This is a genomic window from Pseudoalteromonas luteoviolacea, from assembly GCF_018100925.1.
Lineage (GTDB): Bacteria > Pseudomonadota > Gammaproteobacteria > Enterobacterales > Alteromonadaceae > Pseudoalteromonas > Pseudoalteromonas obscura.
The window spans coordinates 375,528-392,514 of sequence record NZ_JAGJEH010000001.1; the positions used below are offsets into that span (position 1 = coordinate 375,528).

At 41.5% G+C, this 16,987-nt stretch carries 15 protein-coding genes; 10 read left to right on the forward strand and 5 right to left on the reverse strand.

Annotated elements, in window-relative coordinates; genetic code table 11:
• Positions 1-11: 11 nt before the first annotated feature.
• On the reverse strand, positions 12-881 hold the full coding sequence (gene rlmF, locus J8M00_RS01415) for a 23S rRNA (adenine(1618)-N(6))-methyltransferase RlmF (RefSeq protein WP_211008592.1): 870 nt from the start codon (positions 879-881) through the stop codon (positions 12-14).
• Between the two features lie 122 nt (positions 882-1,003).
• Here rlmF and J8M00_RS01420 point away from each other — a divergent pair, with 122 nt between their 5' ends.
• Entirely contained in the window at positions 1,004-1,909 is a 906-nt protein-coding gene (locus J8M00_RS01420; RefSeq protein ID WP_211008593.1) for an alpha/beta fold hydrolase, read from the forward strand.
• Between the two features lie 10 nt (positions 1,910-1,919).
• On the opposite strand, the gene J8M00_RS01425 is transcribed toward J8M00_RS01420, so the two are convergent.
• A complete protein-coding gene (locus J8M00_RS01425; RefSeq protein ID WP_247687176.1) occupies positions 1,920-3,422 on the reverse strand; it encodes a tetratricopeptide repeat-containing sulfotransferase family protein in 1,503 nt (500 codons plus the stop codon).
• A gap of 38 nt (positions 3,423-3,460) precedes the next feature.
• The gene (locus tag J8M00_RS01430; RefSeq protein ID WP_211008594.1) at positions 3,461-6,082 is read right to left on the reverse strand and encodes a TonB-dependent receptor plug domain-containing protein; all 2,622 of its coding nucleotides are present in this window, start codon (positions 6,080-6,082) and stop codon (positions 3,461-3,463) included.
• Between the two features lie 455 nt (positions 6,083-6,537).
• On the opposite strand from J8M00_RS01430, the gene J8M00_RS01435 reads away from it, so the two are divergent.
• Both J8M00_RS01435 and J8M00_RS01440 read left to right on the forward strand, forming a co-directional pair.
• The gene (locus tag J8M00_RS01435; protein WP_211008595.1) at positions 6,538-6,903 is read left to right on the forward strand and encodes a hypothetical protein; all 366 of its coding nucleotides are present in this window, start codon (positions 6,538-6,540) and stop codon (positions 6,901-6,903) included.
• Between the two features lie 159 nt (positions 6,904-7,062).
• Entirely contained in the window at positions 7,063-8,427 is a 1,365-nt protein-coding gene (locus tag J8M00_RS01440; protein ID WP_211008596.1) for a leucyl aminopeptidase family protein, read from the forward strand.
• 43 nt (positions 8,428-8,470) lie between these two features.
• On the opposite strand, the gene J8M00_RS01445 is transcribed toward J8M00_RS01440, so the two are convergent.
• A complete protein-coding gene (locus tag J8M00_RS01445) occupies positions 8,471-9,949 on the reverse strand; it encodes an aminoacyl-histidine dipeptidase (protein ID WP_211008870.1) in 1,479 nt (492 codons plus the stop codon).
• Between the two features lie 283 nt (positions 9,950-10,232).
• Positions 10,233-11,306 carry a ketoacyl-ACP synthase III gene (locus J8M00_RS01450; protein WP_211008597.1) on the reverse strand — a complete coding sequence of 358 codons (1,074 nt, stop codon included), beginning with the start codon at positions 11,304-11,306 and terminating at the stop codon, positions 10,233-10,235.
• Between the two features lie 138 nt (positions 11,307-11,444).
• Here J8M00_RS01450 and J8M00_RS01455 point away from each other — a divergent pair, with 138 nt between their 5' ends.
• The 7 genes from J8M00_RS01455 (at position 11,445) to J8M00_RS01480 (ending at position 16,949) form a co-directional block, all read left to right on the forward strand.
• Positions 11,445-11,843, forward strand: a complete 399-nt coding sequence (locus tag J8M00_RS01455; RefSeq protein WP_211008598.1) for a DUF4440 domain-containing protein — start codon at positions 11,445-11,447, stop codon at positions 11,841-11,843.
• 79 nt (positions 11,844-11,922) lie between these two features.
• Positions 11,923-13,158, forward strand: a complete 1,236-nt coding sequence (locus tag J8M00_RS01460) for a sensor histidine kinase (RefSeq protein ID WP_211008599.1) — start codon at positions 11,923-11,925, stop codon at positions 13,156-13,158.
• Complete coding sequence (locus tag J8M00_RS01465; RefSeq protein WP_211008600.1) at positions 13,155-13,676, forward strand: response regulator transcription factor; 522 nt, start codon at positions 13,155-13,157, stop codon at positions 13,674-13,676. Before J8M00_RS01460 ends, J8M00_RS01465 begins: the two co-directional genes overlap by 4 nt.
• A gap of 60 nt (positions 13,677-13,736) precedes the next feature.
• Positions 13,737-14,156, forward strand: a complete 420-nt coding sequence (locus J8M00_RS01470) for a DUF1761 domain-containing protein (protein WP_247687178.1) — start codon at positions 13,737-13,739, stop codon at positions 14,154-14,156.
• Entirely contained in the window at positions 14,157-14,408 is a 252-nt protein-coding gene (locus J8M00_RS28160; protein ID WP_284138233.1) for a hypothetical protein, read from the forward strand.
• A gap of 154 nt (positions 14,409-14,562) precedes the next feature.
• On the forward strand, positions 14,563-14,823 hold the full coding sequence (locus J8M00_RS01475) for a CBU_0592 family membrane protein (RefSeq protein ID WP_023397893.1): 261 nt from the start codon (positions 14,563-14,565) through the stop codon (positions 14,821-14,823).
• Between the two features lie 134 nt (positions 14,824-14,957).
• Positions 14,958-16,949 (forward strand): TonB-dependent receptor plug domain-containing protein, encoded by a 1,992-nt coding sequence (locus tag J8M00_RS01480; RefSeq protein WP_211008601.1) that lies wholly within the window; start codon positions 14,958-14,960, stop codon positions 16,947-16,949.
• Positions 16,950-16,987: the final 38 nt, after the last annotated feature.

Below are 16,987 nucleotides of genomic sequence, written 5' to 3' on the forward strand. Positions count from 1 at the left end.
TAGCAGGTTGATTAGTCAAAGCGCCAAGCAATAAAGCGGCTTTGTTTGTTGCCTTGTACCATTTTTACGACCTTATGTTGCTTAACACCGATTTTCGATAGGCATTTGGTCAAAGCCGGCAAATTATCTTTTTTGGAGACTAAGCTTGTAAACCAGCCTACTTGGTCTCTAAATTGTGCACTTTCATTAATCATGCCCCGAATAAATGCCAGCTCGCCGCCTTTACACCAAAGTTCGGGCGCGTGGCCGCCAAAATTAAGGTGCTGTGATGTTTTGGCAACACCTAGGTTTTTCCACTTTCTGTCAGTGCCTTTTTTTGCTTCTTGCTCACTTGCGTGGAATGGCGGATTACACATGGTGATATCAAAATAGTCGCTTTTACCAATGATCCCTGTAAAAAATGCATCGCTATTAGGTTGATGCTTTACTTTTATAGGCAGCTTATTCGCTTTGACAATACTTTGACTAACTTTTACTGCAATTGGGTTTATATCACTCCCTACAAACTGCCATTTGTATTCAGATTGACCTATGATCGGGTAAATCAAATTGGCGCCTGTGCCAATATCTAGGCACTTTACCTTTTTACCTGTAGGTACAATGTCATTGTGTTCTTCGGCAAGTAGGTCGGCAAGTGCATGAATGTAATCAGCTCTGCCGGGAACTGGGGGACACAAAAATTGGTCAGGCAAATCCCAAAAAGCAATACCGTAATGTTTAAAAAGTAATGCTTTGTTAAGGAGTATCACCGCCTTAGGATCAGAGAAGTCGACAGTATCTTCACCGTTTTGTTTTGTAACTAGATAATTTGCAAGTTCAGGAACTACTTTTGTTAGTCCAGGAAGATCATAGCCTGAGGCGTGTTTGTTTCTAGGGTGCATGTTTGAAATTGTGTCTCACAGAATGACTAGTAAGAATTATACCCTAAATTCAATGTCTTCACTATTGGGGTTACTTTTTTAACTTGCAACTGGTACGATGAGTAAAAAGCCTTGGATATACAATGATAAATCAAGAATCAATGCAAGTGCCGTTAGCTGATGCAGGAACATCTTTGCACTTGAGGTATATACACAACACCGAGAAGACGGGACCGATTGTTTTGCTTCTACATGGTGCGGTGGAGAATGGTAAGATTTTTTATACTCACAATAATAAGGGGCTGGCGCCATTTTTAGCGACTCATGGCTACAGGTGCTTTGTATTAGACTTACGTGGAAGAGGGGAAAGCGTACCGCCAATCTCCAGAGGCCATGATTATGGTCAAACTGAGTCCATTGTTGAAGATGTGCCTACTGCCGTAGAGTTTATTTCAAATCAGCTCGGTGAGCGCCCCCAATTCTGGGTTGCACACTCGTGGGGGGGCGTAATTATGAATAGTGTATTTGCGCGTTTTCCGGAAGAAATAAAATACGTTGATGCATGTGCATACTTTGGCTCAAAACGCAGTCTATACAACAATCATCCGGAGAAGCTGCTAAAGGCTAATGTAATGTGGTATCGGCTTGCGTACTACTACACAAAAAAGCATGGTTATTTACCAGCTAAAAAGCTGCGTTGGGGTTCCGATAGTGAAACCGCAAAATCACATAGGCAAAGCGCTGAGTGGGCAAAAATAAGCCCTTGGGTAGATAGTGATGATGCTTTTGATTACGCCTATGAATTAAGTGACAAAAAGCTGCCACCGACTTTACACATTGCAGGAGTGAACGATAAAGCTCTGGCCCAACCAATTGATATAAAAATGTTTATGAAAGAATCTGGTATAGGCACTCAAGCGCTAAATATATATGGTAAAAAGTATGGCCATACACATAATTATGGCCATATTGATATGTTGACGCACCCAAATGCAGTAACAGAGCAATTTCAAGACGTGCTAAATTGGTTTCGGGATCATCAACGCTGATTTAATAACGTTAATTTTTCTTGGGGGTGAGTTGCCCCAACTCTTTTTCAATGTATGTTTCAAAAGCTTGCCAGCGTGTTAGGGAACGGCTGTGGATAGGTTGCCGCACCTGAGTTTTACTCAACGTGGAAACTTTGCTTCGGCTTTTGTAAAAGTCCATGCATTCAGGTTCATATTTTAAATAAATAAAGTTTAAAAGCTTTTGGATTGTACGCTCTGGGTCATCGATCAAGGTCTCATAACTAACATGAAAAATGCTTTTGTTAAGATGAGAAGAAAAATGCTCCATAACTTGCTGCTCAATGTCTGCATAGAGCTGGAATTCAGTTAACGAACAAAAGTAAGGTTCATTTTCTGCGAAATGATTGCTGTACACAGACCACGCATTAGCTCTAAAGTCGCGTGTTAAGTGTATGAATCGCGCATTTGGGAATATTTTGTATATTAGCCCTATATTTTGAAAATTGGCTGGTAGCTTGTTTATTACCGCCTCTTCTTGCACTCTGTTTTTTTTCACTTCATCTACATATACACTGCGACAATAGTCCAGCATAGATGTTGTTGTTTCATATATACATTCAGGAAAATCACGCTCAGTTCGCATTTCAAGGTAGGGGACTATCTTGTCGCTGATTATGATACTTTCTCCTATTGAGCCTACTTGAGAGTGCTGTGTAAGTATTTGTTCAAGTAGTGTTGACCCCGTCCTAGGCAGTCCAACGATGAAGACAGGCGTAAACGTCGATTTCACTTTGTCTATTGGCTTGTCAAAAAAGTCGCTGTTACAAGTTTCAAGTAGACGATTGAAAAAAGGAACCATGTCTGCTGTTTTAAATTCACACTGTTCGAGTTGCAGTTTGTTAGCCTGATCGTAAAACTCAAATGCTTCTTTATATTCTCCCAACGCTTGGTGTGCGGTGGCAAAAGCATGATAAGCGATAATTTGAAATTTTGGGTGTTCGTATTTTCCCTCAAATTCAGTTAGCTTTTCCATTAATGCTGGGATTTCGTTGGTTGGTGCCAACTGCATCAGCTCGAATATAATGAATATAGAAACCCCAGTAGAAGGGCATTCTAATCCTTTTTGAAAAACCTGATACGCATTGTCGATAAAGCCATGGTCTAAATAAAATTGTCCTAAGTGGTAATGAACTTGCGCATTGTGTCTGGCTACGCTGAGCGCATATTCTAATACAGTCTTGGCATCTACTGGGGAGCCTACAGCAATAAAAGCATCAGCCAAAGCATACAGTGGGTCGAGCATTTTTGGCAGGTGTTCACATGCTCTTTTTAAGTAATATATGGCATTGTCGTACTGCTCTAAGCGCATACATATGCGCCCTAAGCCAAATAAAGCTTTGCCATTTTTAGGGTTTTGTTTAAGCACTTGCTTGAACATAAACTCAGCTTCTCTAAGCCTATTTTCTAAGAGTAGCTCTGTGGCGCGGTCTAAAAGTAACATGGTATTAAGCTGTTTATTTTCATGATAAAAATAAAAAGAGGAAAAAGCCATCGCTAATTCCTCTTTTGCTTCTGGGTTACAGATAAAGTTTAGAACGTATAAGTTGCTTTGACGTAGTAGAATCCACCATTAATACCAAATGGCGATGTCTCATAATATACCCCGCCCCAATTGTTAGAAGGCGTTAACTCTGTTGCACCGTCTTCAGCAAAGTTGATAACTTTTTCAGCATCTTGGTCGAAGATGTTGTTAGCGCCCGCTGTGAGACTGATATTTTCAGTCGCATAGTAGGTTAGCTCGGCATCAATTGTGAATGTTGGGTCAGCCATGATTGCAGTAGCATCATAGTCGACGTGCACACCTTGATACTCTCCGAAGTAGTTGTAGCGGATAAAGCCTGAGAAGTCTTCCCACTGTTGAGTCCAAGTGTAAGTTGCGCGATGTTGAGGTAAATCATTTTCTAAACGTTTTACCTTAAATTCGCCAGTGATTGCAGAGAACTTATCAACTTCGGTCTCATTCCAGTTGTATGCCATGCTAAACGTGGCAAATCCACCAAGTAAATCCATTGAGTAGTTTGCAACCACATCCACACCTTGTGTTGTGGTATCAAAGTCATTGGTAAAGAACGACACTTGAGCAATGCTATCCACATTAGGCACACCATCAGCTTTTAGAGCTTCTTTTTGTGCTGGTGTCAGGTTGATTTTTTCAGATTGACTAAGTCTGTCTTCTACTTGGATGTTGTAGTAGTCGATCGTTAAGAATAAATCTCCAGTCTGATAAACAAAACCTAATGTGTAACTTTCTGATTCTTCAGGCTGTAATTCTGTACCACCAAGTATTTCTGAAACTGGGTTTGTCGGTGGTAATAATGCCGAGTCAACTAGTACGCCACTACTTAAGTTTGTTTGAACATTACTCACATTTGCTTGACCAACTGTTGGAGCTCTGAAACCTGTACTGACAGAGCCTCGCACTGATAAGTCGTCGGTCAGTTGATATTGACCCATAATCTTAAAGTTGGTTGTAGAACCAAATGAGTCATAATCCTCAAATCTAAGTGCCCAACCCATTAAAAAATCATCGGTGAATGGCGTCTCTATATCAATGTATGCAGCGTAGTTACGACGAGAATATTCACCTGCGGCTGAAGGTTGGAAACCTGGGAAGCCATTAGAGCCAATACCAAAGCCTTGTTGAGTCAATGGACCTGCAATAAAGGAGGCTTCGTCACCGGCTATAACTTCAAATGTTTCTTCATGCCATTCAAGGCCTGTAGCAACGTTCACATCGTATGCGAGGCCAAAATCGAATCCTTTAGAAACATCTAAGTTAAAGTTTTTCTCTAATTGAATGTATTTACCAGGACTAAACTCCATTGGTGTTTCAGCACCAAGTGATGCGTTCACTGTGTTAGTGATGAAGTAGCGTGATTCGTTACGTCCTACAGAGCCACTGATGTCATAAAAACCGCCTTCCATGAAGCCTTCAGTGAAGTCACCTCTGGTACCTATGGTTAAAGACGTGTCAGTGATATTGCCGCCAAAGTTGGGAGTAAAACCACCTGGCAGTATCTCGTTAAAGGCAAAACAGTTACGGCCTAGTTCCGTATCTGCTGCAATTTGTTGATATGCAGCAATGGTTGCAACATTTTGAATGCGATTGCCATCAGCGTCTTTAAGGTTAATAGTTGGACAGCCAATGCCTGTACCTACGCCATCTAAGTCAGCTACAAGCAGCGTATTGCCGCCGTCATTGGAATAAACTTGAGGACGAGTTTGAGGGTTACGATAATAGAAACCACCCTTTACATCTCTTTCTGAGTAGTTACCAAACATGTAAAACTCAGAACTATTGCTGAGCTCAAGGCCGACATTACCAAACAGCGTAATGTCGTCTTTAATTTCTGGAGCACCCCAAATTTGTGCAGGGTCTCTAATACCTTCTACATTGGCATCTGCATATGCTTGAGCATCTGGTCGTTGGACACTTCTACTAGTGGCATCTGCTTCTTTGTATTGGAAACTTAAATTAGCAAACCCTTGATCGGTAAATGGTAAACCAACATTACCTTCAAAGGTGGTGGTATCACCATCACCTTCGTAATACTCACCCTGTTTGACAGAGAAGCTTCCGCCTTCTGACGCGTCTTTCAATACAAAGTTCAAAACACCAGCAATGGCGTCAGAACCATATTGCGCTGCTGCACCGTCACGAAGTACTTCTACCTGTTTTAATGCAACGCTTGGAATAACTGAAATATCGGGCCCTTGTGCACCATCGTTAATACCACCACCTAAAAACGCAATGACAGAAGAACGGTGTCTACGCTTACCGTTGAGCAGTATTAAAGTTGAATCTGCTGGCAGACCCCTTAAGTTGGCTGGCCTAACTAAGCTAGCAGCATCACTGATAGGGTTTGCATGGACGTTGAGCGATGGTACAGAGCCTTTCAACAGCTCAAGCATATCGTCACCGCCAGCTTTGCTTAGTTCATCACCGCCAATGATATCAATCGGGACTGGTGATTCACCGACGGATCTCGGTGCGGCCCTAGAACCTACCACGGCTATTTTTTCAATGTCTTTGTTAGCTCCTTCTTCTCTGGCATCTGCTTGAACGCCAAATGCAAGTAAAGCTGTGGTTGCTGCAGTTGTAGAAATCGCAAATCGAATTGCATTTCTTAGTTTGCATCTCTGTAGTTTCATCCTGTTTCCCCAGTTTTTCTAAACTTTTTTTGTAAACTAAATTGCAATATGCAATAACGTGCTTTCTCAAGAACTTATTCAAATGATTAACACATTTATAAAAATAGCAGCCAATTTGCTAAGTTCAATCTTTTGTTTGATTTAATTGCATTTATTTCTGATTTGTGACGATTTTAGGTCTTTTTAGCCTGTAAATTGAGCGGTGTTGTTTCTTGGATGGGTATATTTTGTAATTTTTGTTAAATGTGAGGCGGGGAGACTGTCTGAACATTCAATATAAATATTGATTATAGCGGGATTTTATAACACAAAAAGGCCGGGATATTATTAATTTGATAATACAATGTAAATGGCTTTGTGGGGTATGTTTGAGCGGTATTTTGGACCAAATATCAACACGCTTTTTATATAGAACTTTGCTAGAATGACAAAAAATAAGTTAATTTCGGATATCGATGCGATTAATAAAAGTCGTTCACAAAGCGCCAATTCGAGTTGCACGGATTAGCAGAAGAAGGCAGAGGCTTAAAATAAGGCGTACGCTGATTGCTTTAAAAGGGGCGCTTGCTCAAGAGAAGCAAGAGACAGAGGAAATGCTTGATATCTATAAAAGGTACACGCTAGGGAATGCGTCTAAATCAGAGTTAAAAATTGCCAACAAGCAATTTGTAGATGTGCTCAAAGGCTTGGGTTTAGGGGTTTTTGCTATATTACCTTTTGCCCCTATTACGATCCCGCTAATTATCGCACTTGGTAACAAGTTTGGTGTTGAGGTTTTACCGAGTTCATTTACTGATAAAAAAGAGTCTCGAAAGAAATAGTACAACCCTTGCTTGGTCCCATTAAGTGCTTTGCTATCAGGCAGTTAATTTTTGACATTACGTTTACAAAAATACAGAAAAAACTTACCCTTATGACAGTGAATTGTGCGCGCGTTATTGTTATCCTTGAGGCAATACAACTTAGAACAAGAGGCACGTATGAGTACTTTACTCGTTCACTCCCAAGAAGGAACACCAATTCATTTAACCACTGAACCGCAACTAGATGGTTGGCTGTCGGAAAATGCACAAACAACGAAGAGCTTTGTGTTAGCGACACGCCAAGAAGGTCAAAATGTGTTGTTGATACCGGACTTGACCAGTGGAGCGCTATCAAGTGTTGTCTGTGTAGTTGATTCGCTTGATGATCAATGGCTAGCTGGTGATTTAGCCAAGCAGCTACCACAAGGAGTGTATCAATTTATCGGCGACGAAGCATTGATTGAAAGGGCTGCGACTAGTTATATCCTTGGCGCATATAAGTATAGCGCTTACAAAAAGACAGCGCCCATTCAAGCTAAATTAGCCATTTCTGCTCCAAAGTTATATAAAAAAGTTTCAGATATTACCGCTGGTATTTACCTAGTTCGAGACTTGGTAAATACGCCCGCGGCTGACATGATGCCGCAACATTTGGCGGAAACATTTATTGAGCTTAGTGAACAGTTTGGTGGTGAGTTTAAGCAATTTATCGGTGATGAGTTACTTGAGCATAACTACCCGACGATCCATATGGTTGGACGAGCAAGTGACAATAAGCCTAGGCTGTTAGACCTAACTTGGGGTGATGAAAATGCGCCTAAATTAACATTGGTCGGTAAAGGTGTATGTTTCGATTCGGGCGGCTTGGACCTAAAACCAGCTGCTGGGATGCGTAATATGAAAAAAGACATGGGTGGTGCGGCACATGTGCTTGGTCTTGCGCATATGATCATGGCGGCAAATTTACCTGTTAGATTACGTGTATTGGTTCCGGCTGTTGAAAATGCGGTGTCAAAAAATGCCTTTAGACCTGGCGATGTGATTGTAACGCGCAAAGGTATTACAGTAGAAATCGACAACACTGATGCTGAAGGACGTTTAGTTTTATGTGATGCATTGGCCGAAGCTCAAGCAGAGCAGCCAGATTTATTGATTGACTTTGCAACCTTGACGGGTGCTTGTCGTATTGCACTAGGTACTGAATTGCCAGGTTTTTATAGTACTGACCAGCAAATTGCCAGTGACATCATTGCTGAAGGTCTCGAGCTCAATGACCCTGTTTGGCAATTACCATTGTTTGACCAATACAAAGCGCTGTTTAAAAGCGATATTGCTGATATCGCAAATTGCGGTTCGACACCTTTTGGTGGTTCAATCACCGCAGCCTTGTATTTAAAAGAGTTTGTAGAACCAGAAACAACACCTTGGCTTCACTTTGATGTGATGGCGTGGAATGTTCGCCATTTGCCGGGCAGACCAGTAGGTGGTGAAGGCCTTGGATTGAGGGCAACCTTCTCTTACTTGCAAAAACGATTTGGATAACTGAAAGCAAAAAACGGCTCTTTTAGAGCCGTTTTTTAATGTATTATTCAGCAGCTTTTAACGGAATATTTGACAGCAAGGCTTTCATTTGCTGCCAATATAAGCCAACTGACTCGATGTGTACCTTTTCATCTGGGGAATGAGGGAACTTAATTGTTGGGCCGAATGAAATCATATCCATTTCTGGATAAGGCTCTTTGAATAAGCCACATTCTAACCCCGCATGGATCACCATGATATCCGGTTTCTTGCCATAAATCCCTTCATACATGTCTCTGAAGATATGTATTAGTTCTGATTCTGGCTCAGGTTTCCAACCCGGGTACGCACCTGAAAATTCAATTTTAGCGCCAGCTAGCTCAGCTAGAGATGCTAAAGTTCCTTCGACGTCTTTTCTTCCTGAATCTATCAATGAGCGGATCAAACAGAGAACTTCAACACTGTCTTTGTCAGTGGTGATCACGCCTAGATTCAACGATGTTTCAACGACACCTTTAATATCATCGCTCATGCGAACCACACCGTTCGGGCAGGCATTAAGGAGTGAGAGTAGCTGTTGAGTACATGCAGATGTCAAAGGTGAAAGGGGGTGTTGAATTTGTGTTGTTGTAAATGTGAGGCCCGTTTCAATCGCGGATAGCTCTTGGCTTATAAGAGTCTGCACATGCTCGATACACTCAGCGACTTTATTAACATCAGCATCATTAATTGCAATAGTGGTATACGCCTCACGAGGAATTGCATTTCTCAATGAACCGCCTCTAAATTCAACAATTTGAAAGTCAATGCCATTGAGGTGGTGTTTTAAAGTACGAGCAAGCAGTTTGTTGGCATTTGCACGCCCAGTGTGAATATCTACACCAGAGTGTCCACCTTTTAAGCCTTTTAAAGAGATCTCTAAATATACTTGTTCAGCCAATGCAGGCTGCCTTTGAATGTCTATTGTAAGGCTTGCATCGATACCACCAGCGCAGCCCATGTAAATCTCGCCTTCTTGCTCTGAATCTGTATTTAGCAGGATTTCTCCTTCCAACCATCCAGCTTCCAAACCAAAGGCACCTGTCATGCCAGCTTCTTCATCGACAGTTAATATGACTTCAAGTGGCCCATGAGCCACATCATTTGAAGCCAACACAGCTAGACAAGATGCCATACCAATTCCGTTGTCCGCACCCAGCGTTGTACCGTCAGCGGTTACCCACTCGCCGTCAACATATGGTTTGATAGGATCGGTGACGAAGTCATGGTCAGTATCGTCATTTTTCTGTGGCACCATGTCAATATGTGCTTGCAGTACAACTGGCTTTCTGTTTTCCATGCCAGATGTCGCTGGCTTTTTGATAAATACGTTACCTGTTTTATCCCTGCGAACTGCTAGATTTTGGGATGTTGCCCAGTTAACGATAAATTGTGCTAACGCTTCTTCATGCTTTGATGGGTGTGGAATTGAACAAATTTGATCAAAAAATTTCCATACGACTTGTGGTTCAAGTTGGCTTATCTCTGAATGAGGTTTAAACACCATATTCCCCTAATTAACTCGTTTGTTGTCAGTAATTTAATGTTGGTAGCAAATATCAGTTGCTTTGTCACAGCTGTGATCTTGAATGAGTCAAATGCATTTTACAATTGTTAAGACGAGTACTCATCTTTAAAATTAGTTAGATAGGCATTATTTCTGATGGTTTTCAGAGATCTGTGACATGTTTTTAACGAACACACATTTTTGCTGTATTCGTTGTATTTTAACAGCTATTTAGGGGTATATCGAGCAGCAACCCTGGGTTGCTGCTTATTAGGCTTGGTTAATCAATATTTTGGCAAGCTAGCACTGCGTCTTTGACTAGCTCTAGGCCGGTTTTCTCGCAGTTTGGAAAGGTATAGTCAGATGTTGCGATTGGTGTGACTCGCTCACCCCAGCGAATATAGCTGGCAGCCCAAGTAAGTCCAGCTCCAAACGCCGCAGACATAATATTTGCATGTGGTTTTATCATACCTTGTTCCACTGCTTCACACAGGGCTATAGCAATAGTGGCTGCTGATGTATTCCCGTAGTGATTGATATTGACCATGACCCTTTCATCTTCAATATCCAGCTTTTTTTGAATCGCCTGAATGATCCTTAAGTTAGCTTGGTGCGGAATAAGTACGTCAATATCGTCAAGATTTAAATTTGCCTTCAGCATTACATCATCACAGGCAATGCTCATACCAGTGACAGCACGCTTGAATATTTCTCTACCTTCGAATAGTAGATCGGAAGGGCCAACTGCTTCATACTTATTTAAGTCGGTACCATAGTTGGTAATATGTAAAATATCTCGATCTTCAGTGTCACAGCCTGTTTTAGTGCCCATTAGACCGCTTGGCTCATCGCTCGCTTCTAAAATTACTGCGCCTGCGCCGTCGCCAAATAAAACGGCACTGTCTCGTTTTGCCCAATTTACATACCAAGTCATGCGCTCTGCTGCAACTACAACAGCTTTTTTGATCATGCCGGCTTGTATCTGCGCGGTCGCATTTTGTAATGCATAAAGGAAACCTGAACATGCTGCGTTGGTATCACAGGCTGCGGCTCCAGAAGCGCCAATATTCTTTTGCACTAATGATGCGGTGTTTGCCACCATGGTTGAGGGGGTGCAAGTAGCAAGTAATACTAAATCAATGTCTTTTCCATCGACACCAGCACAGGCTAGCGCTTGTTTACTGGCTATGGTCGCAAGCTCGGCTGTACTAACATGGCTAACGCGACGGGACTTTATACCTGTCCTTGTAGTGACCCATTCGTCATTGGTATCAACAATGTTACTGATTTCGTCATTGCTGATAGAAGCAGGTGGTATCGCTTTTCCCCAACCTGTAATTTTTGCATATATCATAGTGTCTCTTTATCAAATCCGACCACTTGGTGAGTTGCATATTTATAACAAACTATTGATTTACACACAAAGAATACCTTGTTGATTTAGTGCAATTGACTAGAATTAAGTGAGAAACAGGTCAGATATCAGCTGTTTATGATTCGAAAAATCACTCAGGAACTACTTGATGAACTTATCGCGTTGGAGCGACTGCTGCTCGAGCCGCATGTGAGAGAGTCAAAAGAAAGGCTATCTATGTTGTTGGATGACGATTTTTACGAAATATCGGCTAATGGCTTACTGTTTGATAAGCGGCATGTTCTGTCTCGATTGCCCAGTGAAAAGGTACCGCAATTCTATAATCAGGACTTCCGCGGACAAATGCTCAGTGACACATTAGCTCAGTTAACCTATCAAGCTGCCTATAGAAGAAACGCCTATAGTAATTTGCAATTCTCATTGCGGATGTCTCTTTGGCGGCAAAATGTTTCTGGTTGGCAGTTACTATTTCATCAAGGGACACCTAGCCCTGAATTCGTGCTGAAATACGACTAAACATTGATTGATGTAAACGTTCTTTCAGTTGGTTCATCTATAGGGTAAAGTACGCATCATTTGTAATTAGGCTGACTCAATGGTTTTAGCGTTTTCTCCCCAATCGGCACTCGGCCAACTGTTGTTATTGCGCTCTATTGCGATAGTTTTACAACTCATTTTGGTACTAATTTCGATAGTTTTACTGGATAAGAATATCCCGCACCAACCCGTATTTACAATTATTGCTTTAGAATCATTGTTTCAGCTGTTCAGTATTATAATGTACCGCCGCAATAGAGAAATATCTGAGCGAGCAATGACTCTCCAGTTGGTGGCCGATATTGTCTTCTTATCATTATTGCTCTCCTTTTTGGGGGGGGCGAGTAATGCGTTTGTCTCATTGTTACTCCTGCCTTGTATAATCGCTGCGGTCACAGTGTCTATAGGTTATGTGCTGTTTGTATCTAGTAGTGCTTTGTTGGCATACGGATATTTGTATGTGGCAGTGACTATGCCAATGCATCACCATGGTATGCACATGGGAGAGCATTTACTGGGTATGTTTGTGAACTTTGTATTCATGGTTGTGGTAACCGTTGGTGTTGTCGCTATCTTGGTTAAAAGGATACGAGAGCGAGAGGCTTTACTTGCAAAAACAAGAGAAAAGCAATTACAACAAGAGCAACTATTGGCGCTGGGCAGCGCTGCCGCTCAAGTAACACACCAGTTAGCGACGCCAATCGCGCATTTGAACTTACTTTTGGAAGAGCTTCAAGAAGATTTCCCTGAACACCCAGCTGTTGCAGAAATGAATTCACCAATATCTCAATGTCGGGTGCAGTTAGAGGGCTTTAGGGCACAGACTGAGTTGCTCAAGTTAAAACGTCAGGAGCAGTCTCAGTCGTCAAGTTATGTTTTGGAGCAACTAGAGGAGTTGATGACGCTGCAATACCCGGAGCAGTCACTCACGATTTCTGAACAAACCTCGCCAGTTGTTGTCAATGGCGATCCTATGCTTGTACCAGCTTTACTCAATCTTATTGTAAATGCAGCTAAGGCGAATGAACGAGCTGGCAAATGCAAAATTGAGCTAACAGCATATGCCCAGCGAGGAAATTGGCATTTGCTGATTAAAGATCAAGGCAAAGGGATAGCTCAGCAAAAATTGGAAAACTTGGGAAAATTCGTGGTCGAGAGTGATACCGGATTTGGTATGGCATTACTGTTGACAAATGCAACCCTTGAAAGAGTAGATGGAGAGCTGCAATTAGAGAACTTAGATGAGGGGGGCGTTTTGTCTACCGTTGTATTACCAATAATAGGTGAACTATGAAATTATTGATCATTGAGGATGATGTGGCATTTTCGAATACGCTCGCTCGCCGTATGTCTAAAATGGGGTTCGAATGTCAATGCGTTAATCAAGAGCAGTTTATATTGGACACATGCAATGCGTTTTCACCTCAGTATGTATTGCTAGATATGAAGCTGGAGCACTCTTCGGGGTTGCAGCACATCAAACAAATAAGAGCTGCTTTGCCTAATTGTAAACTCGTGTTATTGACAGGCTTTGCCAGTATCGCGACAGCCGTTGAAGCAATCAAGCTTGGCGCTGATGACTATTTAACCAAACCCGCCGATACCAAGTTGATAGCGAAAAAACTACGCGGTGAAGATGTGGAACTGGAAAACGCGTTTGAGTCGACAATGTCTCCAGAGCGATTGGAGTGGGAGCATATTCAACAAACGCTTCAAGCTAATGACGGCAACGTCTCAGAGACCGCTCGTCAGCTCAATATGCACAGAAGAACGCTACAGCGAAAGTTGCAAAAACGACCTGTCTCAAAGTAGCGGGTGGGGCTAGACATTGCTCTATTGATAGATTTTAACTAAATTGAAATTAGTGGAACAATGGGACAACAGCTAATGTATGTATTCGAAGTCAACATAGTGGCAGTAGTGTTAGCTGCATTAAGCTCCTTTTTATTAGGAGGGTTGTGGTACTCGCCTTTGATGTTTCAACAGGCTTGGTTAGAAGGTGCTGGGCTAACTGAGCTCGATTTAAAAAGTGCGAATCATAAAGTCATTTTTTTTGGATCTTTCCTGCTTTGTATTGTTGCTTCTATAGGGATGGCTGTAGTGGTTGGGAAAGGCCCATCCGTGCTGGATACCATGGTGCTTGGATTATCAATAGGGGTTATATTTGTTGCAACCTCTTTTGGTATTAGCTATTTGTTTGAGCAAAGACCGCTTAAATTATTTATGGTGAATGCAGGGTATCACACGTTACAATTTACGCTAATTGGGTTTGTTATTGGGAGTTTAAACTAGGTGGCTAAGCCAAATAAGAAAGGGCCTACCAGAACCGTAGATATTTTCTGTGCGAAGTGTAAAGCGAAATTGTTTAAGTATAGAAAAGGAGGCAAAGGCAGTCTGATAAAGTGTTTTGTAGAGCGAATTAGTGTAGACCACACAACTAATCAAACCCATTGCCCTCAATGTGAGCAAGAATTTTCCAGAAAAACACTCATCAGAGGCGCACCAGCACTTAAAATTGTTGGCAATAAAGTAACCTTTAAATAGCGACTGCCAAACTAAGGACAATTATCCTGTAACCGCAAGCATGTTTTTAAGATAATTACAGAGTTTGTGCTGTTTCAACGATTGAAAGTCACCCTACCCATGGAAAAGGGCCAGCGTGTTTGGGTGAGTATCCACAAAATATATGGACAAAAACATGATTGATATTTTATTTGACGTAATTGGTATGACAGGTACTTTTCTTGTAGTTGGTGCATTTTTCTTACTGCAATTAGAAAAAGTCACACCAGATGGCCTCAAATATAACCTCATGAACCTTTCTGGTGCAATATTGTTACTTATAAGTTTATGCTACAACTTTAACTTGGCGAGCTTTGTGATCGAGCTATTCTGGATAGCGGCTTCCATGATTGGATTGTATAAGTATTTCAAGGCAAAGAAGTTACAGGCGGCATAAAACTTAAGTAAAAACTTGCACAGTTACATTTCATGCGTATTATTTAGTTGTATGAACGGTAACTGTGTAAGCAATATTTGGTGAATTAGTTCACTTAAATTGAGCTTGTTGCGGTATCAGTAGTCAGGCTCAATATGAAAAAAACAGTCCCGCTTATTTTTATCTCGTTTTACAGTTTAAATGCAATCGCTTCGCAAGAAGAGCTGTTTGAACTGAGCTTTGAAGAGCTACTGGATGTAAATATCACTCTCGCCACTAAAACCGTAGAAACACCCACCACAGTTCCCTCTAGTACGACCGTTTTTAATCGCCAACATATTCAATTGCTCGGTGTGGCAAACGTGTATGAATTAATGAATTTTGTACCTGGAATGCAGTCTACCCGTGGTGATTGGGTTGGTGCTGTGCCAAAAGAGCACGCGAGAGGCATATATTTAGATAGTGGTAATGTATTGGTCATGCTCAACGGTCAGAGACTCAATGACGCATCATTTGGTAAGGCTTCTGTTTACGCACCGTTTATTCCAATTGAGGTCGTAGATAGAGTGGAGTTTATTCGAGGTCCTGGTTCTGCGCTTTATGGCAGTAATGCATTTTTGGGCGTGATGAACATAGTAACCAAAAAAAATGACAATCAATTGATGGCGGCTGTGGGCAATAACAGCATGTATCAAGCAGCGTTAAGTGCGCATCATGTCTTTGAAAATGGTTTAACTTTGCAGGCAAATACGTCATTGTATCGAGATGACGGACAAAAGTATTTTGACAGTGAAATTCGAGACCCAATTGATGGCCGGTTTGTTGAAGTAGAGCTCAATTGGCGAAATTGGCGACTAGCTGTGCATAATACTGAGACTCGGTTGAATGAGTTTATTAACCTATCCGGTGAATCTAGCGATAATGAACACACGAGCAGAAACTTAGGTGTACAGTTGGAAGTTCACTCAACCTGGCAAGACTCGATAAAAAATACAACTCGACTCGATTTTATTAAACACGATATTAAAAATGCAGGCCTTATAGCCAGTGCAGAAGAGTTGCAATTAGCGCATGATTTTTTTGTTGGTCCGCGATGGCAATCAAGAGATATCACTCTAAATAGTGAAACAATTTATGAGTACAACGAAGCGCTAAACATTATTATTGGCGCAGAGTATTCATGGGAAGAGCAATCTCGTGCGGACGTCTATACCAACTACTATAATCCTCAAACCGGAGAGGTATTCGTAGATGAACCATATTATCTAGGTGGATTCCAAGTAATAAACGATTATCAGCCATTTAAATCACTTGAGGCTGATTTTGATTCATATGCAGTGTACACCCAAGTAAAATATACTCTGTCTGAATCTATCACTATGTTTACTGGGTTGAGATATGATGATGTAATTGACATCGATCGCAAACTTTCACCGAGGCTCGCGGTTATATATCAATTCAACCCGGTTCACACTTTTAAGTTACAGTACGGCGAAGCGTTTAGAGTACCGGTCAGTAATGAGCTCAACTCTAATGATGAAGTGACCTTGGGTAACCCCGAGTTGAAAGCTGAGTACTTAAAAACAACTGAATTAGTATGGCATGCAAAAGATGACAACTGGCAATTTGACTTAGTTATTTTTGACAATGAATTAGAAGATTTCATCAACCTTATTCCTGTTGATGAGGCGCAATCACGCTTTACGTTTGATAATGTTTTTGAAACAAGTATGCAAGGCTATGAATTCAGTGGCACTTTGCATATTAGTGAAACCGCATGGCTGTCGACTACATTTACGCAGTATATTGATCTACCTTTTAACCCGAGTTACAAAAAGTTTGGCTCTGTTGTGTTTAACTATACTCGAGGTGACATGCAGTACTCTCTAAACGGCATATGGAGAGATGGCGTTGTAGTAGTACCGGAAGTTCTGCCAGATGATCCCGAGTTTTCGTCGTACAATCAGCCAAGTCATTGGTTGTTAGGTGCGACTATTAGCTGGAAAGTAGATAGCGAGCAAGGCGTCGCTCTACAGGTACAAAATATCTTTGACAAGTCCACTGATGCGTTTGACCCAAGGAGGTATGACGGCAGGGTACCCCAAAGAGGAAGGCAAATAAGACTGAGATATACTTACGAATTCTAACTTAGCGTTGTGCATGTTTTCATAACCTTCGTGTTGCA